General features: G+C 72.2%; 22 protein-coding genes. 18 read left to right on the top strand and 4 right to left on the bottom strand.

Features of this window, described 5'->3' with window-relative positions:
• Positions 1–47: 47 nt before the first annotated feature.
• Complete coding sequence (locus tag ABIA38_RS33730) at positions 48–1,022, bottom strand: SAM-dependent methyltransferase (RefSeq protein WP_424642719.1); 975 nt, start codon at positions 1,020–1,022, stop codon at positions 48–50.
• Between the two features lie 118 nt (positions 1,023–1,140).
• Between ABIA38_RS33730 and ABIA38_RS33725 the strand changes: the two genes are divergently transcribed.
• The 3 genes from ABIA38_RS33725 to ABIA38_RS33715 all read left to right on the top strand — a co-directional run bounded on the left by ABIA38_RS33725 (position 1,141) and on the right by ABIA38_RS33715 (position 4,356).
• Positions 1,141–2,319, top strand: coding sequence for a sensor histidine kinase (locus ABIA38_RS33725; RefSeq protein WP_424642718.1), 1,179 nt, complete (start codon positions 1,141–1,143; stop codon positions 2,317–2,319).
• A 118-nt stretch (positions 2,320–2,437) separates the two neighbouring features.
• Positions 2,438–3,661: a sensor histidine kinase gene (locus ABIA38_RS33720; protein ID WP_424642717.1), complete on the top strand. Its 1,224-nt coding sequence runs from the start codon at positions 2,438–2,440 to the stop codon at positions 3,659–3,661.
• Positions 3,658–4,356 carry a response regulator gene (locus ABIA38_RS33715; protein ID WP_424642716.1) on the top strand — a complete coding sequence of 233 codons (699 nt, stop codon included), beginning with the start codon at positions 3,658–3,660 and terminating at the stop codon, positions 4,354–4,356. The genes ABIA38_RS33720 and ABIA38_RS33715 overlap by 4 nt, the downstream gene beginning before the upstream one ends.
• A gap of 47 nt (positions 4,357–4,403) precedes the next feature.
• Here the strand turns inward: ABIA38_RS33715 and ABIA38_RS33710 are convergent, their stop codons facing one another.
• Complete coding sequence (locus ABIA38_RS33710; RefSeq protein ID WP_424642715.1) at positions 4,404–5,213, bottom strand: SDR family NAD(P)-dependent oxidoreductase; 810 nt, start codon at positions 5,211–5,213, stop codon at positions 4,404–4,406.
• A gap of 145 nt (positions 5,214–5,358) precedes the next feature.
• Between ABIA38_RS33710 and ABIA38_RS33705 the strand changes: the two genes are divergently transcribed.
• The 12 genes from ABIA38_RS33705 to ABIA38_RS33650 all read left to right on the top strand — a co-directional run bounded on the left by ABIA38_RS33705 (position 5,359) and on the right by ABIA38_RS33650 (position 16,956).
• Entirely contained in the window at positions 5,359–5,817 is a 459-nt protein-coding gene (locus ABIA38_RS33705) for a 2,4'-dihydroxyacetophenone dioxygenase family protein (protein ID WP_424642714.1), read from the top strand.
• 33 nt (positions 5,818–5,850) lie between these two features.
• The gene (locus tag ABIA38_RS33700; RefSeq protein WP_424642713.1) at positions 5,851–7,032 is read left to right on the top strand and encodes a cytochrome P450; all 1,182 of its coding nucleotides are present in this window, start codon (positions 5,851–5,853) and stop codon (positions 7,030–7,032) included.
• A 284-nt stretch (positions 7,033–7,316) separates the two neighbouring features.
• Positions 7,317–7,754 (top strand): hypothetical protein, encoded by a 438-nt coding sequence (locus ABIA38_RS33695; protein WP_424642712.1) that lies wholly within the window; start codon positions 7,317–7,319, stop codon positions 7,752–7,754.
• A 64-nt stretch (positions 7,755–7,818) separates the two neighbouring features.
• Entirely contained in the window at positions 7,819–8,757 is a 939-nt protein-coding gene (locus tag ABIA38_RS33690) for a Rossmann-like and DUF2520 domain-containing protein (RefSeq protein WP_424642711.1), read from the top strand.
• Positions 8,754–9,614: a pantoate--beta-alanine ligase gene (gene panC / locus ABIA38_RS33685; protein WP_424642710.1), complete on the top strand. Its 861-nt coding sequence runs from the start codon at positions 8,754–8,756 to the stop codon at positions 9,612–9,614. Before ABIA38_RS33690 ends, panC begins: the two co-directional genes overlap by 4 nt.
• On the top strand, positions 9,611–10,057 hold the full coding sequence (panD, locus tag ABIA38_RS33680) for an aspartate 1-decarboxylase (protein ID WP_424642709.1): 447 nt from the start codon (positions 9,611–9,613) through the stop codon (positions 10,055–10,057). Before panC ends, panD begins: the two co-directional genes overlap by 4 nt.
• Complete coding sequence (locus ABIA38_RS33675) at positions 10,054–11,703, top strand: L-aspartate oxidase (RefSeq protein WP_424642708.1); 1,650 nt, start codon at positions 10,054–10,056, stop codon at positions 11,701–11,703. The genes panD and ABIA38_RS33675 overlap by 4 nt, the downstream gene beginning before the upstream one ends.
• Positions 11,700–12,590: a carboxylating nicotinate-nucleotide diphosphorylase gene (nadC, locus tag ABIA38_RS33670; RefSeq protein ID WP_424642707.1), complete on the top strand. Its 891-nt coding sequence runs from the start codon at positions 11,700–11,702 to the stop codon at positions 12,588–12,590. Before ABIA38_RS33675 ends, nadC begins: the two co-directional genes overlap by 4 nt.
• A 103-nt stretch (positions 12,591–12,693) precedes the next feature.
• A complete protein-coding gene (locus ABIA38_RS33665; protein ID WP_380033046.1) occupies positions 12,694–13,482 on the top strand; it encodes a type III pantothenate kinase in 789 nt (262 codons plus the stop codon).
• A gap of 76 nt (positions 13,483–13,558) precedes the next feature.
• The gene (locus ABIA38_RS33660; protein ID WP_424642706.1) at positions 13,559–14,578 is read left to right on the top strand and encodes a hypothetical protein; all 1,020 of its coding nucleotides are present in this window, start codon (positions 13,559–13,561) and stop codon (positions 14,576–14,578) included.
• A 133-nt stretch (positions 14,579–14,711) separates the two neighbouring features.
• Complete coding sequence (gene lysX, locus ABIA38_RS33655; RefSeq protein ID WP_424642705.1) at positions 14,712–16,220, top strand: bifunctional lysylphosphatidylglycerol synthetase/lysine--tRNA ligase LysX; 1,509 nt, start codon at positions 14,712–14,714, stop codon at positions 16,218–16,220.
• A 109-nt stretch (positions 16,221–16,329) separates the two neighbouring features.
• Positions 16,330–16,956 (top strand): GDSL-type esterase/lipase family protein, encoded by a 627-nt coding sequence (locus ABIA38_RS33650; RefSeq protein ID WP_424642704.1) that lies wholly within the window; start codon positions 16,330–16,332, stop codon positions 16,954–16,956.
• On the opposite strand, the gene ABIA38_RS33645 is transcribed toward ABIA38_RS33650, so the two are convergent.
• Positions 16,946–17,713, bottom strand: coding sequence for a M23 family metallopeptidase (locus ABIA38_RS33645; RefSeq protein WP_424642703.1), 768 nt, complete (start codon positions 17,711–17,713; stop codon positions 16,946–16,948). The two genes, ABIA38_RS33650 and ABIA38_RS33645, sit on opposite strands and share 11 nt — an antisense overlap.
• Positions 17,714–17,999: 286 nt before the next feature.
• Between ABIA38_RS33645 and ABIA38_RS33640 the strand changes: the two genes are divergently transcribed.
• From ABIA38_RS33640 to ABIA38_RS33630, 3 genes are all read left to right on the top strand, one after another.
• On the top strand, positions 18,000–18,368 hold the full coding sequence (locus ABIA38_RS33640; RefSeq protein ID WP_424642702.1) for a BlaI/MecI/CopY family transcriptional regulator: 369 nt from the start codon (positions 18,000–18,002) through the stop codon (positions 18,366–18,368).
• Positions 18,369–19,182: 814 nt separating this feature from the next.
• Positions 19,183–19,692 carry an amino-acid N-acetyltransferase gene (locus ABIA38_RS33635; RefSeq protein WP_424642701.1) on the top strand — a complete coding sequence of 170 codons (510 nt, stop codon included), beginning with the start codon at positions 19,183–19,185 and terminating at the stop codon, positions 19,690–19,692.
• A 231-nt stretch (positions 19,693–19,923) separates the two neighbouring features.
• Positions 19,924–20,265: a histone-like nucleoid-structuring protein Lsr2 gene (locus tag ABIA38_RS33630; RefSeq protein ID WP_424642700.1), complete on the top strand. Its 342-nt coding sequence runs from the start codon at positions 19,924–19,926 to the stop codon at positions 20,263–20,265.
• A gap of 106 nt (positions 20,266–20,371) precedes the next feature.
• Here ABIA38_RS33630 and ABIA38_RS33625 read toward each other — a convergent pair whose 3' ends face one another.
• Positions 20,372–21,085, bottom strand: coding sequence for an SCO3374 family protein (locus tag ABIA38_RS33625; RefSeq protein ID WP_424642699.1), 714 nt, complete (start codon positions 21,083–21,085; stop codon positions 20,372–20,374).
• Positions 21,086–21,179: the final 94 nt, after the last annotated feature.

Genomic DNA, 21,179 nt, shown 5'->3' with positions numbered 1-21,179 from the left:
CCGGCGGGTGGCGTCATGGGTCGGCCGGGTTGGGTTGGGAGTCGGGGTCAAGGGCGGAGGCGGGTGGGGAGGGGCATGTTCTTGGCTTGGGTCAGCCAGTGGAAGTCGCCCAGGCCGCCTCGTGCGGTCAGCTCGCCTGCCTCGCCCGCGTCTCGGAGGCCGGCCAGGTAGCCCGTCGGGTCGGTGCGGGCCAGTTCGTAGGGTGGGCGGGTGGCGGTCAGGCCCAGGGCGTGGAGCGCTTGGCGCTGGGTGGTCAGCACGGTGTCGTGCGCTCCTGCGGCCGCGCCCGCCGCGGCGACCGCGTCCATCGCGACATGGCAGGTGACGTCGCACGTGCCGTCCGGCACCGGCGGGACCTGGCGGCCCTGCCGGTAGCCGGTGAGCGAGCCGTACGGCGGGCGCTCGCCGAGCACGTGGCCGTAGTCGATCGCGACCGCGACCCCCCGCTCCAGGCGCTCCACCGCGCCCGCCCACGCGGCGTCCCGCGGCCCGCCCGGTTCCGCCCGGGTGCCGGGCTCCGCGCCGGCCAGCGGCCACCAGCGCGCCAGCCAGCGCGCGTCCTGGTCCCCGACCGGCGGCCCGAGCCGCTCGTGTCCGGTGTGCGCGTCCACCTCCACCACGCGCGGCACGCCGTGCCCGTCCACCTCCACCACGTCGGCGGGCACGTTGTCCAGCCACTCGTTGGCGATCAACAGCGCGTTTCGGCCGGCCGGAATCTCCGCTCCCCAACCGATCGACGGCGGCAATGCCTCGGGGCGGTCGGCGATGTCCACGCCGATCAATTCGAGCCCCGGCGCGATCCGGCACAGCGCGATCAACAACTCGCCGCGCCCGGCGCCCACGTCCACGACGGTCGACAGACCCGCCGTCGAGGCGAGGTCGGCCAGCGCCCGGGCGAACAGCGGGGAGGCGTGCACCGAGGTGCGGAAATGCCCGGCGGGGCCCTCGGCCCGGCGGTAGAAGCCCTCGGCTCCGTACAACGCCCGACGGGTGGCTTCCTTCCAGGTCAGCCGTCGTTCCATCGCTCCCGACGGTACCGGCCCGACGGCGCTGCCGGGCAGGCCGGGGCGCGCCCGGGGTCGGTCTGGGTGGGTCCGTCCGGAGTGTGGGCGAACGCGTGTGCCCGTCTACCCTGCCTGTGTGCATCACCTGTACGCCTGGCTGCGCGGGCGCCCCCTGCTCGTCGATGGCGCGTGGGCGCTGCTGCTGCTCATGTTCGGCCTCTTCGAGGTGATCGTCGACCGGCCGGGCCCGCCCGACGTGGCACACCTGGTCGCCCTGGTCGCGATGTCGATCGTGCTGCTGCTGCGCCGGCGCAATCCCACCCTCGCCCTGCTGGCCACCTTCGCCATCGGCCTGTTCCAGCTCTTCGACAATGTGGCGCCGGGTCTGGAGGCGCTCGCGATGCCCGCGATCGCCTACAGCGCGGCGGCGTACAGCCCGCGCTGGGCCTCGCGCACCGCGCTGATCGGCGGCGTGCTCGCGCCGATCGCGGCGATGTTGCGCTGGTGGGACAACCCCGACGTGGGCGCCACCGGCGTCGTCTTCTTCACGTTGCTCCTGATGGGCCCGTTCGTGATCGCGTGGGTGCTCGGCGATTCGATGCGCACCCGGCGGGCGTACTACGTCGAACTGGAGAATCGGGCCGATCGGCTGGAGCGCGAGCGCGATCAGCAGGCGCAGATCGCCGCGGCGGCCGAGCGGGCCCGGATCGCGCGTGAGCTGCACGACGTGGTCGCGCACAACGTGTCGGTGATGGTGGTGCAGGCCGACGGCGCCGCGTACGCGCTCGACGGCGCGCCCGAGCTGACCCGAGCGGCGCTGGGCACGATCTCCTCGACCGGGCGCGAGGCGCTCGCCGAGATGCGCCGACTCCTGGGCGTACTGCGCTCGCAGTCCGAGACCGACGCCTACGTCCCACAACCGGGCGTCGAGCAGCTCGAAGACCTCCTGGCGCGGGTCCGCAGCGCGGGCCTGCCGGTCGACCTCACCGTCGAGGGGGTGCCGGTCGAGCTGTCCCAGGGGGTCGCGTTGACCGTGTACCGGATCGTCCAGGAGGCGCTGACCAACACCCGCAAACACGGCGGCTCGAACGTCAGGGCGCTGGTCCGGCTGCGCTACCTGGGCGAGGACGTGGAACTGGACGTGGGCGACGACGGCCGCGGCGCGGCGGCCCCGGGCGACGGGATGGGCCACGGCCTGGTCGGCATGGGCGAGCGGGTCGCGCTGTTCGGCGGCCGGTTGGAGACCGGGCCGTGCCCGAACGGCGGCTGGCGGGTGCGCGCGGTGCTCCCGGTCCGACCCGCGGCCGGCATCTGAGGCAGCGGTGCAGGTCCCCGGGTCGAGCCGGAGCCCCACCGGGTGCGACTTGGGGCGGAGGGATGATTCGGCACGTCGGTTGACGCGCGCCCGCCCGGGTCCCACGTAGCGTCGAAGTGTGCAACGAATCTATGCCTGGCTGCGAGCGCACCCGCTGTTGGTCGACTCGGTGTGCGCGCTTCCGGTCTTCGGCCTGGGTGTATTGCAGATCTTCTCGGACGGCGCCGGGGACGCCCCCAAGGGGTGGTGGCTGCTGATCGTGCTGATGTTCGGCGTCGCCGTGGCGCTGCACCGGGTGCGACCGATGACCGCGACCGCCCTCGTGGTGGTCGCCGGGTTGTTGCAACTGGTCTGGGACGGCACCATCACCTTCGCCAACTACGCGATGCTCGTGGCGCTGTACACGGCCGCCAAATCGGGTCCGCGGTGGTTGTCCCGCGCGGGGCTGGCGATGACCCTGATCGGGCCGTCCGTCCTGCTCGCGCGATTCCCGGGGGAGACGTCGTGGCGGACCAACCTCTTCGCGCTGTGCTTCACCGTGGTCCTGCTCGGGATCGCGTGGGTGCTCGGCGATTCGATGCGCACCCGCCGGGCGTTCTACGCCGAGTTGGAGGAGCGGGCCACCCGGCTCGAGTTCGAGCGGGACCAGCAGGCGCAGCTCGCGGCGGCGGCGGAGCGGGCCCGGATCGCGCGGGAGCTGCACGATGTGGTCGCGCACAACGTGTCGGTGATGGTGGTGCAGGCCGACGGCGCGGCGTACACGATCGACGCGTCGCCGGAGCGGGCCCGCGAGGCGCTGGGCACGATCGCGGCGACCGGGCGCGAGGCGCTGGCCGAGATGCGCCGGCTGCTCGGTGTGCTGCGCTCGCAGACCGAGACCGACGCCTACGTCCCACAACCGGGCGTGGACCAGCTCGGCGAACTGGTCGAGCAGGTGCGCACCACCGGCCTCAACGTCGAACTCCGGATCGAGGGGGTGCCGGTCGAGCTGCCGCAGAGCGTCGCGCTGACCGCGTATCGGATCGTCCAGGAGGCGCTGACCAACACCCGCAAGCACGCCGGTCCCGATGCCACCGCCACGGTCGGCGTCGGCTACGGGGAAGATGGCCTGAAGATGGAGATCAGCGACGACGGCCGCGGCGCCGCGGCCCCCGGCGACGGGATGGGCCACGGCCTGGTCGGCATGCGCGAGCGGGTCGCGATGCTGGGCGGCCGGTTGCGTACCGGCCCGAGCATCGGCGGCGGTTGGTCGGTCAGCGCGATGTTGCCCTACGCCGGTCGGCCGGATTCCTCGTCCCTCTCCACCGGCACGCCCAGGACCACTCTTCAAGGAGCCCAGTGAGCATCAAGGTGATGCTGGTCGACGACCAGGAATTGCTACGGACCGGTTTCACCATGGTGTTGCAGGCCCAGCCGGACATGAGCGTGGTGGCCGAGGCCGGCGACGGCGTCGAGGCGATCGACAAGCTTCGGCACGTGGACGTGGACGTGGTCCTGATGGACGTACGGATGCCGCGGATGGACGGCGTCGAGGCGTGCCGGCGGATCTGCGCGGACGGCGGCGAGGGCGCGCTCGTACTGCCCGAGGGCCGGGTGCGGCCCAAGGTGCTGATGCTGACCACGTTCGACCTGGACGAGTACGCGTTCGCCGCGCTCAAGGCCGGCGCGAGCGGCTTCCTGCTCAAGGACGTCCCGCCGCCGGAGCTGCTCTCCGGGATCCGCGCGGTGGCCTCGGGTGACGCGGTGGTGGCGCCGAGCACCACCAAGCGGCTCCTGGACCGGTTCGCGCCGATCCTGCCCAGCGACCACGAGCCCCGGCCGGACGTGGTGGACGCGCTCACCGAGCGTGAGCTGGAGGTGATGATGCTGGTCGCCCAGGGCCTGTCCAACGCGGAGATCGCACAGCGGTTGTTCCTGTCCGAGGCCACCATCAAGACCCACGTCGGCCGGATCCTGATGAAGCTCGGGCTGCGGGATCGGGTCCAGGTGGTGGTGCTCGCCTACGAGACGGGCCTGGTCAAGGCTCGGGGCCGGTAGCCGGCACCCGCTTTCGGGGCGCGGGCCGAGGCCCGGCCCGCGCCCGATCAGTCCGTGTAGAAGCCGCCGTCCGGGTGCAACATCTCGCCGGTGAAATAGGACGACTGGTCGCTCGCCAGGAACAGCGCCGCGTTGGCCACCTCGCGGGCGCTGCCGAGTCGGCCGAGCGCCACGCTGCCGAGCAGTTGTTGCTCCAGCTCGGGCATCCCGCGCAGGACCGCGGTCATATTGCTCTCGATGAAGCCGGGGCCGATCGCGTTGACCCGGATCCCGGCCGGGCCCAGGGCCAGCGCGGCCTGCTTGGTCAACATCCACACGCCCGCCTTGGACACCGAATACGCGGGCCCGCCCGCCTCGGGGTGTTTCGCGGCGATCGAGGCGATGGTGATGATCGAGCCGCGCCGGCCGAGCGCGACCATCCAGCGCGCGGCGGCCTGCACCGCGAGCAGCGTGCCGGTCAGATTCACGTCGAGCACCCGCTGCCACTCGGCGAGCGGACTGTCGGTGAACCGGCGGATCGGGTCCCGCTCGATCGGGGCCGGCGGACCGGGCCGACCGCCGGCATGGTCGGCGGTGGCGATGCCCGCGGCGGTGACCAGCACGTCGATCGCGCCGAACGTGTCGATCGCGTGTTGCATCACCGTCCCGGTGTCGGTGGGGCTGCTCGCGTCGGTGCGCATGTAGGTGGCCCGCCGGCCGCGCTTCTCGACCGCCTCGATGGTGTCCATCGCGGCCTCGTCGAACAGATCGGCGACCACGATGTCGGCGCCCTCCTCGGCGAACCGCTCGCAACACGCGCGCCCGATGCCGCCCGCGCCCCCGGTGACCACGGCCACCTTTCCCTCGAGCTGACCCATCTCCCGCTCCCCGTCCACTGTCCTCATGCGTTCGCGCGTGCGATCGATGGTGTTGCCCAGGTCGCGTGGCCCTCGAAACCCGCCGCCGTTCGAGGCATGCTGTTACACCGTTACAGGAGCAGTGCTCGCCTTCGGGAGGAACCGCATGACCACCACCGCAGCCGGACGCCCCGCCGTGCACATCGGCGCCGAGGACCTGCCGTTCGTCGAGATCGGCGGCGGCAACAAGCTCAAGGTGCTGTGCGTCAAGGAGGACGAGGGCCTCTGGATCGTGGAGAACATCTTCCAGCCCGGCTTCGCCGTCGAGACGCACCGGCACACCGGCCCGGTGTACGGCTACACCAGTTCCGGTGCGTGGAAGTACGTCGAGTACGACTACGTCAACCGGGCCGGCTCGTTCCTGTACGAGCCCGCCGGTTCGATACACACCCTCACCTGCGTCGAGCCGGACACCCGGGTGGTCTTCCAGATGTACGGCGCCAATCTCAACCTGGACGCCGACGGCGACGTCACCTCGGTCACCGACGGCGCGGGCACGCTGCGCGCGTACGAAGCCCTGTGCCAGGCCCAGGGCTTCGGCCGCCCGAACGTGCTCGTGGGCTGACCACCGTCCGATCCGAGGCCCCGAGGGAGCACCATGACCACCACGCTCGACCCGACCGAACCCGACCTCTACCGCCCGGAGCGATACCTGGCCGGCCCGCCGCACACGCTGTTCGCCGAGCTGCGCGCGACCCGGCCGGTCTACTGGCAGGACATCCCCGGACAGCCGGGCTACTGGGCCGTGCTCAAGCACGCCGACGTCGAGTACGTCTCGCAACACCCCGAGCTGTTCTCCGCCGAGGCGGGCGGGATCATCGTGGAGGATCTCGACCCGGAGCGGCTCGACGCGCTGCGCGGCACGCTGCTGTCGATGGACCCGCCGCGCCATCGTGCCTATCGCAAGCCGCTGGTGAAGTCGTTCACCGCCAAGGTGGTCGGCGGCATGGAGGAGCGGATCCGGACCATCTGCCGGGAGATCTTCGCGCGGGTGGGCACCGGTGAGGTCGAGTTCGTGCACGACGTCACGTCCAGCCTGCCGACCCAGGTGATCGGCGAGCTGATGGGCCTGCCGGAGCGGGACTGGGACCACATCCACGCGCTCGCCGAGCGGAACACGGCGGGGGAGGGCGGTGTGGCGGCGATCGAGATGGCCCGCTACGCGATCGGCTTCGCGGCCCGGCGGCGGACCGAGGAGCCGCGCGAGGACCTCACGTCGCTGATCCTGGCGTCCGAGTTCGGCGGCCGGATGATGAGCGACGCGGATTTCGGCCGATTCTTCGTACAACTGGTGACGGCGGGCAACGACACCACCAAGACCATGTTGTCCGCCGGGCTGCATGCGCTGCTCACCCACCCGGACCAGTTGGCCGTGGTGCGCGCGGATCGTGCGCTGGTGCCGGGGGCGGTCGAGGAGATCCTGCGCTGGGCCAACCCGCTGCACTACTTCCGGCGCACCGCGACCCGGGACACCGAGCTGCGCGGCGTCCCGATCAGGGCGGGCGACAAGGTGGCGATGTACTACACGTCGGCGAACCGCGACGAGGACGTCTTCGCCGACCCACAGCGCTTCGACATCACCCGCCGACCCAACCCGCACCTGTCCTTCGGCTTCGCCGAGCACTTCTGCCTGGGCGTACACATCGCCCGCCTGGAGGGCCGGGTCTTCTTCGAGGAACTGCTCGCGACCTACCCCGTCATCGAGCCCACCGGCCCCCCGAAACGCCTCCCCTCGAACCTCAACAACGCCCTGACCCACCTACCGATCCGACTCGGCTAGGGCCGCTTCGGGGGCCCGACCCGCCGCCCGCCCCCGGCGCCCCGCGACGTTCGGTCGACCGCCGTGCTCCGGCCCCGGTACCCCCGGCGCGGCGGCGCCCGGTCGGCGGCGGCCCGTCGGCTCTGTTCCGGCCACGCGCGGCCCCACGTGGCTGTTTCCCGGGGTTTTTCGGGGGTGAGGCATGCGAACGGGGGCGAAAGGGGACACATAAGCGATCGACTCGGGGAAGGAGAGGCCGAACCCTCGCACCTGGTCCATCGTCACCGGTCACCGGGAGGCTCCCCGTGGGAAGCCGTCAACTGGTCATCCGCGCGGGTCGACGCTGCGCGCTCGCGGTCGCCGCGGTGGGCATCGTCGCGGCGGCCGGCACCCTGGACGTCGGCCCGGCCCACCCCACGTCACCCGAGCGCAGTAGCGCCGTCGCGACAGTGCAACCGACCGCCGACGGGGGCCGCCCGGCCTCCTCCGCCTACTCGCTCCAGACCCAGGGCGGCCCGCGCAGCGTCCGCGTCGCGCGGGTGGTCACCGGCACCATGCTGCTCACCGGCCTGGTGCTGACCGCGCTCGGCGCGATCGGCATGCGCGGACCCGAGCTGATCCGCCGCAAGGTCGTCCAGCGTGCCTCGTACCTGGCCGGCTCCTCCCGCTATCGGTGGCCGCCGCCGGCCCCGCGTCCGACCGACCCGCCGAGCAACCCGGGGATCGGCCCGCCCGGCGCGTGAGTACCCTGATCGGGCCAGTACTCGTCCGGTACCCGCCGCGGACTGGAACGGAAGGCTCGCTCGCGTGAACAACGACATCACCGCACCCCCGTATCCGCACGGCCGCTCGCCCGACCCCGCCCACCGCCCCGCGCGGCTGCGCGTCGGCGTCGTCGGCACCGGCCGCGTCGGCCCCGCCCTCGCCGCCGCCCTCGCCCTCGCCGGGCACTCGGTGGTGGCCGCCTCCGGCGTCTCCGAGGCGTCCCGGCGCCGCGCCGAGGACCTCCTCCCGGGCGTCCCGCTGGTCACCCCGCAGGAGGTGCTCGCGGTCTCCGACCTGGCCCTGCTGACCGTCCCGGACGACGCGCTCGACGCGCTCGTGCGCGGCCTGGCCGAGACCGGCGCGATCCGGACCGGCCAACTCCTCGTGCACGCGTCCGGCCGCTACGGCGTGGACATCCTGGAGCCCGCCACCCGCGCCGGCGCGCTGCCCCTCGCGCTGCACCCGGTGATGACCTTCACCGGGAGCACGATCGACCTGGAACGACTGGCCGGCTGCTCGTTCGGCGTCACCTCGCCCGAGGTGCTGCGCCCGGTCGCCGAGGCGCTCGTCGTGGAGATGGGCGGCGAGCCCGAATGGATCGAGGAGCACGACCGCGCGCTCTACCACGTGGCCCTGGCCAACGGCGCGAACCACCTGGTCACCCTGGTCGCGCAGTCGATCGAACTGCTCGGCCTGGCCGGCGTGCGGGCCCCCGGCCGGATGCTCGGACCACTCCTCGGCGCCGCCCTGGACAACGCGCTGCGGGCCGGCGACCACGCGCTCACCGGCCCGGTGGCGCGCGGCGACGCGGGCACCGTGGCCGCGCACGTGGCCGAGCTGCGCCGGGTCTCGCCCGAGGCGCTCGCCGCCTACGTCGCGATGGCCCGACTGACCGCCGACCGGGCGCTGAACGCGGGCCTGCTCAAGGCCGAGGCGGCCGAGGCGCTGCTCGACGTACTGGCCGAGGGAGGCCGACCGTGACCGACGTGCGACTTGCGCGGACCGCCGCCGAACTCGTCGAGGACACCCGGCCGTACGGGCTGCGCGCGGTGGTGATGACCATGGGCGCCCTGCACGAGGGCCACGCCGCGCTGATCCGCGCGGCGCGCGAGTTCGTCGGCCCGACCGGCCACGTCGTGGTCACCGTGTTCGTCAACCCGCTCCAGTTCGGCGCGGGCGAGGACCTGGACCGCTACCCGCGCACCCTCGACGCCGACCTGCAACTGAGCGAGCAGGCGGGCGCCGACGTGGTGTTCGCGCCCTCGGTCGAGGAGGTCTACCCGGGCGGCGAGCCGCGCGTACGGATCAGCGCCGGACCCACCGGCGCGGTGCTCGAAGGCGCCTCCCGGCCCGGCCACTTCGACGGCATGCTCACCGTGGTCGCCAAGCTGCTGCACCTGACCGCGCCGAAGGTCGCCTTCTTCGGCGAGAAGGACGCCCAGCAACTCGCGCTGATCCGGCGCATGGTGCGCGACCTGAACTTCCCCGTCGAGATCGTGGGCGTGCCCACCGTCCGCGAACCCGACGGGCTGGCCCGGTCCAGCCGCAACCGCTATCTCTCCGCTGCCGAGCGGGAGATCGCGCTCTCGCTGAGCCGCGCGCTCGACGCGGGCGCTCGGCACGCCGGCCATGGTGCCTACGCGGTTCGGGCCGCCGCCGACGACGTGCTGCGGGCCGTACTGACGCCCGACTACCTGGAGTTGGTCGACCCCGACGACTTCACCGCGGTGGCCGCGGACCACGCCGGCCCGGCGATCCTGGCGATCGCGGCCCGGGTCGGCAGCACCCGGCTCATCGACAACGCCCGCCTGACGATCACGGGAGTCCCCCGGTCATGATGCGCACGATGTTCAAGTCCAAGATCCACCGCGCGACGATCACGCAGGCGGACCTCCACTACGTCGGATCCATCACCATCGACGAGGATCTGCTCGAAGCCGCCGACATCCTGCCCGGCGAACTGGTGCACGTGGTCGACATCGACAACGGCGCGCGCCTGGAGACCTACACGATCGCAGGCCCCCGTGGCACCGGTGTGATCGGGATCAACGGCGCCGCGGCCCGCCTGGTGCACACCGGCGATCTGGTGATCATCATCGCCTACGCGCAGGTCACCGACGCCGAGGCGCGGGCGATGCGGCCGCGTGTGGTGTTCGTCGACGCGACCAACACGATCACCGGGACCGGGCACGACCCGGCCGAGCCGCTGCCCGGCGGCGAGACCGTCCGCGGGGATCGTGTGGCCGGGGATCGTGTGGTCGGCGCCCGGACCGCGTCGTGAACGCACCCGTACAGCCCGCGCGCCTGGCCGCACCCGATCCCGGGTGGACCGTACGCGCGGACGTCATCGTGGTCGGCTCCGGGGTGGCGGGCCTGACCGTCGCGCTGCGCGCGCGCCGTGCGGGCCGGGTGCTCCTGGTGACCAAGGCCCAGTTGGACGAGGGCTCCACGCGCTGGGCGCAGGGCGGGATAGCCGCCGCGCTCGGCGAGGGCGACACCCCCGAACAGCACCTGCGGGACACCCTCGTCGCGGGCGCCGGGTTGTGCGCCGAGGACGCGGTCCGGGTCCTGGTCGGCGAGGGCCCGGACGCGGTACGCCGACTGATCGCCACCGGCGCCGAGTTCGACCGCGGCCCGGACGGCGACGTGCTGCTCACCCGCGAGGGCGGGCACCTGCGCAATCGGATCGCGCACGCGGGCGGGGACGCGACGGGCGCGGAGATATCGCGGGCGCTGGTCGCGGCGGTGCGGGCCACGCCCGACATCGAGGTGATCGAGAACGCGCTCGTGCTCGACCTGCTCAAGGACGCGTCGGGGCGTGCCTGCGGAGTCACGCTGCACGTGATGGGCGAGGGCGCGCGGGACGGGGTCGGCGCCGCGGTGGGGCGCGCCGTCGTGCTCGCCACCGGCGGCATGGGCCAGGTGTTCTCCTCCACCACGAACCCCTCGGTGTCCACGGGCGACGGGGTCGCGCTCGCGCTGCGCGGCGGGGCCGAGGTCACCGACCTGGAGTTCGTCCAGTTCCATCCGACCGTGTTGTGGCTGGGCGCGGGCGCCGAGGGGCAACAACCGCTGGTCTCCGAGGCGGTCCGCGGCGAGGGCGCGCATCTCGTGGACGCGGCGGGGGTCCGGTTCATGACGGACCGTCATCCGCTCGGCGAGCTGGCCCCGCGCGACATCGTGGCCAAGGGCATCGTGCGCCGGATGGCCGAGACCGGCGCCGAGCACATGTACCTGGACGGTCGGCACTTCGGCGCGGAGATGTGGAAGCACCGCTTCCCGACCATCCTGGCCGCGTGCCGCGCGCACGGCATCGACCCGGTGACCGAGCCGATCCCGGTCGCGCCCGCCGCGCACCACGCCAGTGGCGGGGTGCGTACCGACCTGCACGGCCGGACCAGCGTGCCGGGGTTGTACGCGTGCGGGGAGGTGGCCTGCACCGGCGTGCACGGCGCCAACCGGCTCGCGTCCAATTCGCTTCTGGAGGGCCTGGTCTTCGCCGAGCGGATCGCCGCCGATCTGGCCCGGGACATGCCGCCGTTCGCCGAGCCGGTCGCGCCGAAGGGACCTGCCGGGCTGATCGGCGAGGCGGTCCGGCTGCCGCTGCAACGCGCGATGAGCGCGGGCGCCGGCGTACTGCGCCACGCCGGCGGACTGGCCGCCACCGAGGCCGAGTTGACCACGTTGGCCGGTCGTACCAGTACCGATCCGTGCACGCAGACCTGGGAGACCACCAACCTGCACCTGGTCGCGAGCGTGCTCACCCGCGCCGCGCTGCTTCGCGAGGAGACGCGCGGCTGCCACTGGCGCGAGGACCGTCCGGACCTCGACGACGCCCGGTGGCGCGGCAACCTCGTCACGTCCCTGCGCGACGGCGCCGTCCAGGTCGCCTACCAGGCCCACGAACCCAAGGAGTCGACCGCGTGAGCACCGTCCAGCTGTCCGCCGATCTCACCGCGCGCCTGGCCGAGGCCGGGCTCGACCCGCTTGCCGTCGCGGCGCTCGCGAGCGCCGCCGTGGCCGAGGACCTCGACGGGGGTGTGGACGTCACCTCGGTGGCCACCGTCCCCGACCACGCCCGCGGGTACGCCGAGTACACCGCGCGCGCGGCGGGCGTGGTGGCCGGTGTCCCGGTCGCCGAGGCCGTCCTGGAACTGGTCTGCGGCGCCGACCTGGTGGTCACCCGACACGTGCCCGACGGCGCCGCGGTGCCGCCGGGCACGGTGTTGTTCGGCGCCGAGGCGAGCACCCGCGCGCTGCTCACCGCCGAGCGGGTGTCGCTCAATCTGCTGTCCCGGCTCTCCGGCGTGGCCACCTTGACCCGGGCCTGGGTCGACACGATCGAGGGCACCGGCGCCTCGGTGCGCGACACCCGCAAGACCACGCCGGGGCTGCGCGCCCTGGAGAAGTACGCGGTGCGCTGCGGCGGCGGGGTCAACCACCGGATGTCGCTGTCCGACGCGGCGATGGTCAAGGACAACCACGTGGTGGCGGCGGGCGGCGTCGCGGCGGCGTTCAAGGCGGTCCGGGCAGCCTTCCCGGACGTGCCGGTCGAGGTCGAGGTGGACCACCTCGAACAGATCCCGCCGGTCCTGGAGGCGGGCGCCGACCTGATCCTGCTGGACAACATGACTCCCCGTCAGCTGCGCGAGGCGGTCGTCCTGGTGGCCGGTCGGGCCCGGTTGGAGGCCAGCGGTGGCCTCACCCTGGAGAGCGCCCGCGAGGTCGCCGAGACCGGCGTCGACTACCTCGCGGTCGGCGCGCTCACCCACTCCGCGCCGATTCTGGACATCGGCGTGGATCTGCGCGCCTGAGCGACCGGTACCGTTCACCGGATCAGCCCGCCACGTCCCGCCACCCTCCCGAAGCCGCGCTCCGTCCCCCACGGCCCGAGCCAGAACACCAAGGACGCCCACGATGTTGCTCACCATCGACGTCGGTAACTCGCATACCGTGCTCGGCCTGTTCGACGGTGACGAGATCGTCGAGCACTGGCGCATCTCGACCGAGGCCCGGCGGACCGCCGACGAACTCGCGGTCGTCCTCGCGGGGTTGCTCGGCCAACACCCGCTGATCGGTGCCGAGGGCATCGACGGCATCGCGATCTGTTCCACGGTGCCGTCCGTGCTGCACGAGATGCGCGACATGGTGCGGCGCTACTACGGGGACATCCCCACGGTCGTGGTCGAACCCGGGGTCAAGACCGGGGTGCCGGTGCTGATGGACAACCCCAAGGAGGTCGGCACCGACCGGATCATCAACGCGCTCGCGGCGGTCAAGCTCTACGGCGGGCCGTGCGTGGTGGTCGACTTCGGCACCGCGACCACGTTCGACGCGGTCAGCACGAAGGGCGAGTACGTCGGCGGCGCGATCGCCCCCGGCATCGAGATCTCGGTGGACGCGCTCGGCGCGCGCGGCGCGCAGCTGCGCAAGATCGAGCTGATGCGTCCGCGCAGCGTGATCGGCAAGAGCACGGTCGAGGCGATGCAGGCCGGGATCCTGTACGGCTTCGCCGGGCAGGTGGACGGCGTGGTCAAGCGGATGGCGGCCGAACTGTCCCCGGACGACCCGGACGCGGTCACCGTGGTGGCCACCGGCGGACTCGCCACGCTGGTCCTGGGGGAGGCGTCGGTGATCGACGTACACGAGCCGTGGTTGACCCTGATCGGACTGCGGATGGTCTACGAGCGCAACGCGGCGGTCTGATCGCGGCCGGCTCGGGTCGGAAAACACAAGTAACAAATAAGCCGGATTGTCCGGCTCGCGGCATACAGTGCGTGGTATGCCGACGCCACATGGTGACCAGGGGATGGCCTTCAGCGCGCACGAGGTGCGGGTGCTGCGTCGGGCGCTGACCGTCGCGCTGCGCGGCGGCCCCGACTCGGTCGACTTCTGGCTGCTCGGCCGGGCGATCGCCGAGGCACACGACGAGCGGGAGCGGCTGCGCACCTTCATGGCGGCCGAACTACGGCGCTATCGCGCCGCGTTGCCCGGGAGCGCGGCCGGTTTCCTGTCCTGCCTGCGCACCGCGGTGGACGAGGCCGCGCACATCCCCTCGGCCGAGGACCTGGCCGCCCTGCGCACGGCCGTCGACCTCCCCTGCGGCGCCCGGGAGCGAGCAAGCCGCGCCGCACTGCTGCGCCGCTGCACCCGGCTGGCGGAGGCGGCCCTCGAACAACGCCTGACCGCAAGAGCCCACCACCGAGCCACCAGGGCATCCGGACCCGACCCCCTGGACATCCTCATCCCGGGCCGCCCGCGCATCGCCCGCACCCCCCAACCCCGCCCAACCCAGCCCGAGTTCACCCCGAACCCCACCACCCGCACACCCGCGCTCACGCCCGGGTCCACCCGCACGCCGCCCGCGACCAGGCCGGACCCGCAACACACCACCCACCACAAGCACCAGGCCCCCACCCCCCTGGAGCCCGCCAAAGCCCTCACACCCGCCGTCCCCAAGGCTCCCGAGCCCAGGACCCCCGAAGCCCTCGAACCCGAAGTCGCCGAACCCGAGGTCCGCGCGGCCCCCAAGTCGGAGACCCTCAAGCCCAAGACCCTCGCCCCCGAGGCGCCCGAAGCCCCCGAGCCCAAGCCCGCCGATCCCGCAGCGAAAGCCCCCGACCCCGAAGCCCCCCGAATCGATTCCGCACCCCACGAACAAGAACCCACATCCGCCGACGCCACACCCCCCGACGCGAGCCCGTCGCCGGAACCCCTCTCCCCGGTAATCCCCCACCGCCGCCAAGGCCGCGCCCTGGGCCAACTCCCCACCCCGGAAATCCTCCAGACCGGCACCGGCTGACCCCGAGCACGCCCCGATACCTCACGGCGGCGCCGACCGTGCCCGAGCAGGCGTCCGCGCCGCCGGTGTCGAGCCCGGACGCCTCGATGGATTCCGGTTCGAGGCGCGGAGACGGGATGGGTAGCCTTGTGCCGTGACCGAGCAGAGCGCAGCGCAGCCGCAGATCGACGACCTTCCCGAGCAGATGCGGGTTCGCCGCGACAAGCTCGATCGGCTTCGGGCCGAGGGGACCGACCCGTATCCGGTCGGATTCCCTCGCAGTACCACGGTCGGTGCCCTGCGCGCCGAGTTCGACGGTCTCGACGCCGATGTGGAGACCGGGCGGCGGGTCGGCATCACCGGCCGGGTCGTGCTCTACCGCACCGGCGGCAAGTTGTGCTTCGCCACGCTGCGCGACGGCGACGGCGACATCCAGGTGATGGTCTCGCTGGACGGGGTCGGCGCCGAGTCGCTGGCCGCCTGGAAGAGTGATGTCGACCTGGGCGACCATGTCGGCGTCGAGGGCCAGGTGATCACCTCCCGCCGCGGCGAGCTGTCGATCATGGTCGACTCGTGGGCGATCACCTCCAAGTGCCTGCGGCCGCTGCCGGACAAGCACAAGGGCCTGACCGACCCCGAGGCCCGGGTCCGCCAGCGCTACGTCGACCTGATCGTCAACGACGAGTCGCGCGCGATGTTGCGCACCCGCAGCCGGATCGTCCGCGCCATCCGCGAATGGTTCGACGCCAGGGACTTCCTGGAGGTCGAGACGCCGATGTTGCAGCCGGTGCACGGCGGCGCCACCGCGCGGCCGTTCGTCACCCACATCAATGCGTACGACATGGACCTCTACCTGCGCATCGCGCCCGAGCTCTACCTCAAGCGCCTGGTCGTCGGCGGTGCCGAGAAGGTCTTCGAGATCAACCGCAACTTCCGCAACGAGGGCGCGGACTCGACGCACAACCCCGAGTTCACCATGCTCGAGGCCTACGAGGCGTACGGCGACTACAACACCGTGGCCACCCTCACCCGCGAGGTCTACCAGCACGTCGCGCAGACCGTGTTCGGCTCGCAGATCTTCCGGCACGGCGACCGCGAGGTGGACATCTCCGGCGACTGGCGCGAGATCACCGTCTACGGCTCGGTCTCCGAGGCCGTCGGCGAGGAGGTCACCCCCGAGACCCCGCTCGAGACCGTACGCAAGCTCGCCGACGCCCGCGAGATCGAGTACGACAAGGCCTGGGGTCAGGGCAAGCTGGTCCAGGAGATCTTCGAGGCGCTGGTCGAGCACACGCTGATCGAGCCGACCTTCGTCCGCGACTATCCGATCGAGACGTCGCCGCTGACCCGCCAGCACCGCAGCGCGTCGGGCGTCGCGGAGAAGTGGGACCTGATCGGCTTCGGCATGGAACTGGGCACCGGCTACTCGGAGTTGGTCGACCCGGTCGAGCAGCGCCGGCGGCTCACCGAGCAGTCCTTGCTCGCGGCCGGCGGTGACGTCGAGGCCATGCGGATCGACGAGGACTTCCTGCGCGCGCTGGAGTTCGCGATGCCGCCGAGCGGCGGCGTGGGCATGGGCATCGACCGGATGATCATGGCCTTCACCGGGCGCGGCATCCGCGAGACGATCCTGTTCCCGCTGGTGAAGCCGACCACCGACTGACCCGCCGAACGCAGTACGGGAGCCCCCTCGGTGACGGATCGTCGCCCCCGAGGGGGCTCCTGCCGCATTTCCGGGCGCGTCACCCGTTCGTACGCATAAGGTCGGCCGCATGGAAGCAGCCCCCGATCTGCGGATCTGCGTCGCCGGCGATTCGTTCGTCCAAGGCGTCGGCGACCTCTCCGGCGGCGGATGGGTCGGCCGTCTGGCGGCCGAGTCCCGTCGCCGGGGCCGGCAGTTGACCGCGTACAACCTGGGCGTGCGGCTGGAGACCTCGGCCGACGTCGCCGAGCGCTGGTACGGCGAGGCCGTCCCGCGCCTGCGGCACGCCGACGGCACCGGCATGGTCTTCGCGTTCGGCGTCAACGACCTCGCGCTCGACCACGGCCGGCCGCGGGTACGGCTCGCGGACAGTGTGGCCAACCTCGACGCGATACTGGACACCGCCACCGGCGCCCGCTGGACCTGCCTGGTCGTCGGCCCGCCGCCGGTACCCGATGCGGCGAGCGCGGAGGACGCGCTGACGCTGGAGGAGGCGTACGCCAAGACGTGCGCCGCACGGGGCGTCCCGTTCGTACCCGTCCAGCGCGCACTGAGCGAGGATCCCGAGTGGTGGGCGGCGATCGAGGCGTACGGCGACGGAGCGCACTGCGACCCGGTCGGCTACGCCAAGCTCGCCGCGCTGATCGCCGAGGGCGGCTGGTGGGACTGGCTGGACTCGCTGACCGTCAGGGCGTGACGCCCTTGCCGACCAGCCACGTGTTCGGGTCGGTGGCCGCGCCGCCGCCGGGGTGTACCTCGAAGTGCAGGTGCGGGCCGGTCGAGTTGCCGGTCGTACCGACGTAGCCGATCACCTCGCCGGCCGCGACCGCGCCGCCGGTCCGGGCGAACCGCGACTGGTGGCAGTACCAGGTCTGGGTGCCGTCGGAGTGGGTGATCACGATCCGGTTGCCGAACGCGCCCGCCGGGCCGGCCGAGGTTATCGTGCCCGCCGCTGCGGCCTTGATCGGCGTACCGGAGCCGGTCGCGAAGTCCAGGCCGGTGTGCGTGCTCGCCCAGCGCGCGCCGCTGTTGCCGAACCGGCCGGTCAGCGTGTAGTCGGAGGTCGGCAACACCCAACTCGCGGCGGCCCGGGCCGCCGCGGCCTGCCGCTCGGCCTCCTGCGCCTCCCGGGCCTGCTCGGCCGCCCGGACCCGCTCCGCCTCCCGCGCGGCGTCCGCCTCCCGCGCCGCCTGCCCGGCGTCGAGCACCGCCCGCTCGTGCGAACGAGCGGCCACATCCGCACCACGGTCGGCGAGCCGCGCCGCGTCCGCCGGATCCGCGCTCGCCGCCCGGTCCAGCGTCGACTCCGCTCCCGAGACCTGGACGCCGGCGGTGACCGCGACGGCGAGCAGCGCGAGGCCCGAGACCACGGTGACCGGCCGGCTCGGGCGCAGCTTGCGCAGCCGCGAGCGGCGGTCGGTGGGCGTGGGCGGAACTGCGGGGGAGTGCGGCACGAATACCTCGGGGTGTCGACGACGGGGCCGTGCTCAGTGGTAACAATCCGCCGTGAATCGACCAAGTCGTGACGGATCGGACACTACGTCCCCGCGTAGTAGTCGATCCCGGCCCCGATCCGGCCCCGCGCCTCGGACCGACCCGCGGCCCACCGTCGACAGGGTCGAAGGACCCGGTTTCCGGGACGACAAAATCGGACGAAACTACATCTACGATGCCGCGTAGGAGATGGTCCGGCCGACGTGACGCAGCTCACGGCACGACGAGGTTTTGCGAGGGTCCGACATGAAACGGCTCGGCGAGCTCGAAGCCCAGGTGATGCTCCGCGTCTGGCAGCGCAACAGCCCGTCCTCGGTACGCGACGTGCAGGCGGCGCTGCGGCCGGATCGGGAGCCCGCGTATACGACCGTGATGACCGTGCTCGACAAACTCTTCCGCAAGGGCCTGCTGCGCCGACGGATGGTCGGACGGGCCTATCTCTACGAAGCGGTGCGCTCGCGCGACGCCTATACCGCGGAGTTGATGCGCGCCGACTGGGCGGCCGGCGACAGTCGGGCCGGTGCTCTCGTGCACTTCGTCGAGGGCATGACGCCCGAACAACTCGACGCGTTGCGCGACGCACTGCGCGTCGCGCTGCCCGAAGCCACGACCTAGCCGGCGCCGCGCATGAACGCTTCGCCAATTCGTTCGGTGCGCCCCGAAGCACTCCGAAGCACTCCGCAGCGCGACTCTGCGTAATCGCATTAATGATCTACGTAAGAAAAGCGGACTTCCGCGCCGTGGAACGGAAAGCGGGCCGACGCGATGCGAGCGAAAACCCGGGTGGGCCGTGTCGTCGCGGTGGCCACCGTCGGGCCGACCGCACCTCGTCCGTCCCGCCTCCCACCAGGCGGCTCCGCTCGCCTCGCCGCCCGCCACACCTTCGACGCCGAGGCGAAGTCCGCGGTCGTGCGAAACACCGTGCCCGCCGGCGGGAAATCGCCGGCCGCGAAGCCGGCGCAGGGGGAATTCGACACCACGACCGGACCGTGGAAGACCGGCCGGATCACAAGGCCGGAACCGAGGTCACCCCGATTCTGCCGCTCCGGGTGCCGCGGGATGCCGCCGGATCCGAGATGACCGCCCGGTCGAGTTTCCTCGGCACGCCGGGCGCGAAGCCGGTGATCGGCAACGTATGTACCGATGTACCGACGATGCCGAGGTGGCGTGCGCGAGCACGCGGGTGGCCGAATCCGGGACCCGGGAATGACCGGGGGAATCCGTCCATATCAGACCCGATCACTCCACAACACACGGCCGCGACCAGCGGTATCCGGGTCGGATGTATGAAGAACGTCCGGTCCGGGCGACGGGAAACCGCACCCGGGACCATGCTCGTCGAGCCGGCTGTTTCCACGGCCCACAGGGCAGATCGGTGGTAAACGGGGCGGAGCGGCGACGGCTATCGTGATCGCGATAGCGTCAGCGCATGGAAGTGACGATCCGACGTGCCAGAACGTCCGATGTGCGGGCCATTCGACGCCTTGTGGACGGGTACGTGGGGCTGCGTATCCTGCTCGACAAACCCACGGTCACCCTCTTCGAGGATGTACAGGAGTTTTGGGTCGCCGAGCGGGACACCGACAGCGAGGTGGTCGCCTGCGGCGCGCTGCACGTGATGTGGGAAGACCTCGCCGAGGTGCGCACTCTCGCGGTGGATCCGGCGTGTCGCGGACACGGACTGGGCCGGTTGTTGCTCGGCAAACTCCTGGAGACCGCGCGTTGGCTCGGCGTTCGACGGATATTCTGCCTGACCTTCGAGGTCGACTTCTTCGCGAAGCACGGCTTCGTCGAGATCGAGGAGACCCCGATCGACGGCGATGTCTACAGTGAACTGATGCGTTCGTACGACGAGGGCGTCGCCGAGTTTTTGGATCTGGAACGCGTCAAACCCAACACCCTTGGCAACACGCGGATGCTGCTCCATCTCTGGCAGTGATCTCCATCCGCGTAGACCGACCCCGGTGTGGCGGAGATCGCGCCCCGCGCCGGGGAACCTCTTGACCCTTGTTGCCCATGACGGTGTGGTGTGCGGTGAAGTCGCAACCACAAACCCGGTAACGTATTGCCGACTCGACGGGTTCCGCGCGGGCGGGTTTGTATTTTCCCGCAGAAAGCGGTTTCCTTTTCTTGAGCTGGTTGTGAACCCTCCCGATGAAAGGGAATCCTGGTGGCACAGAAGGTCCAGATTCTTCTCGTTGACGACCTCGACGGCGGCAAGGCCGATGAGACGGTGACGTTCGCGCTCGACGGTGTCTCCTACGAGATCGACCTGAGCGCCACGCACGCAGAGCAGCTCCGCACGGCCCTGACGGCCTACGTCGAGGCCGGCCGCAAGACCGGTGGCCGGGTCGCCGCACGTCGCGGTGTCCGTCAGGTGGTCAAGGGTGGTGCCGCCGCCGGCGACACCGCCAAGATCCGCGCCTGGGCCAAGGAGAACGGCTACGACGTGAGCGAGCGCGGTCGCGTTCCGGGCAACATTCGCGACGCCTACGAGAAGGCCCACGCCTGATCGTCGACGCATCCGACGAGCGGCGCCCTCCCCCGAACGAACCGGGAGAGGGCGCCGCTCGTGTCGTTTCGCCGGTCGCGCGCGGCCCCGGCGGCCCGGTCGCGGGTCAGGCCGGCGCGGGCCGGTGGTGGGTCAGCGGCCGCGGCCGAGTCGCCCGGGGTGCGGGGAACAGCCGCACATGCTGGCACGCGTGCGCCAGCGTGCTCAGCAGCCGGGTGACGTCCGGGAAGCGCACGTCCACGTGCAGCACCGCGCCCAGGGCGGCGAGATCCCCGACCGGGCACACCCGCCCCGGGTCGACCGGGGGCCGCAGCCAGCGGGCGTGCTCCCACGAGCGCGGCCACGGCGCCCGCCACGTGGCCGGCCACGGGGACGGCGCGGCCACCGTGTCCCCCTCGCCGTACGCCCGCAGGTCCAGGTCCAGATCGGCCCAGTCCAGCCAGTCGAGCAGCGCGGGCAGGTCGCCGGCCACCCCGGGGGCGACCAGGAACTGGATCCGCCCCGTGCCGGTCGCGGCCACCGGACCGACCGGGAGCCCGAGCCGCTCGGCCCGGTCCAGGGCCCGCACCCCGGCCGCCCCGGGCACGTCCAGCACGTCGAACCGCACCCCCGCGGCCAGCCGCACCGAGGCGCCCGGGGTGTCCGCCCAATACGCCGACAACACCCGCGGCTCGGTGGTCGCGGCCCCGCTCGTGCCGGCCGCGGCGACCGGTCCCGGAACCACCGGCCAGCCCAGGGCCCGCGCGTACCAGAGGGCCTCGTCCAGCGGACCGGGTACGACGGGCGCCGATCGGGACGCGAAAACAAGCGTGGCTGCCATACCGTGTTCAACTCCGGGACGACAGCGAGGTTACGAAAGGTGACATGGCGAACGCGATGGGTGATCGAGCGCGAGGGTGGACCGGATCGGGCCG

The organism is Embleya sp. AB8, from assembly GCF_049739465.1.
Classification (GTDB): Bacteria; Actinomycetota; Actinomycetes; order Streptomycetales; family Streptomycetaceae; genus Embleya.
This window is presented reverse-complemented; position numbering and strand designations above follow the sequence as displayed.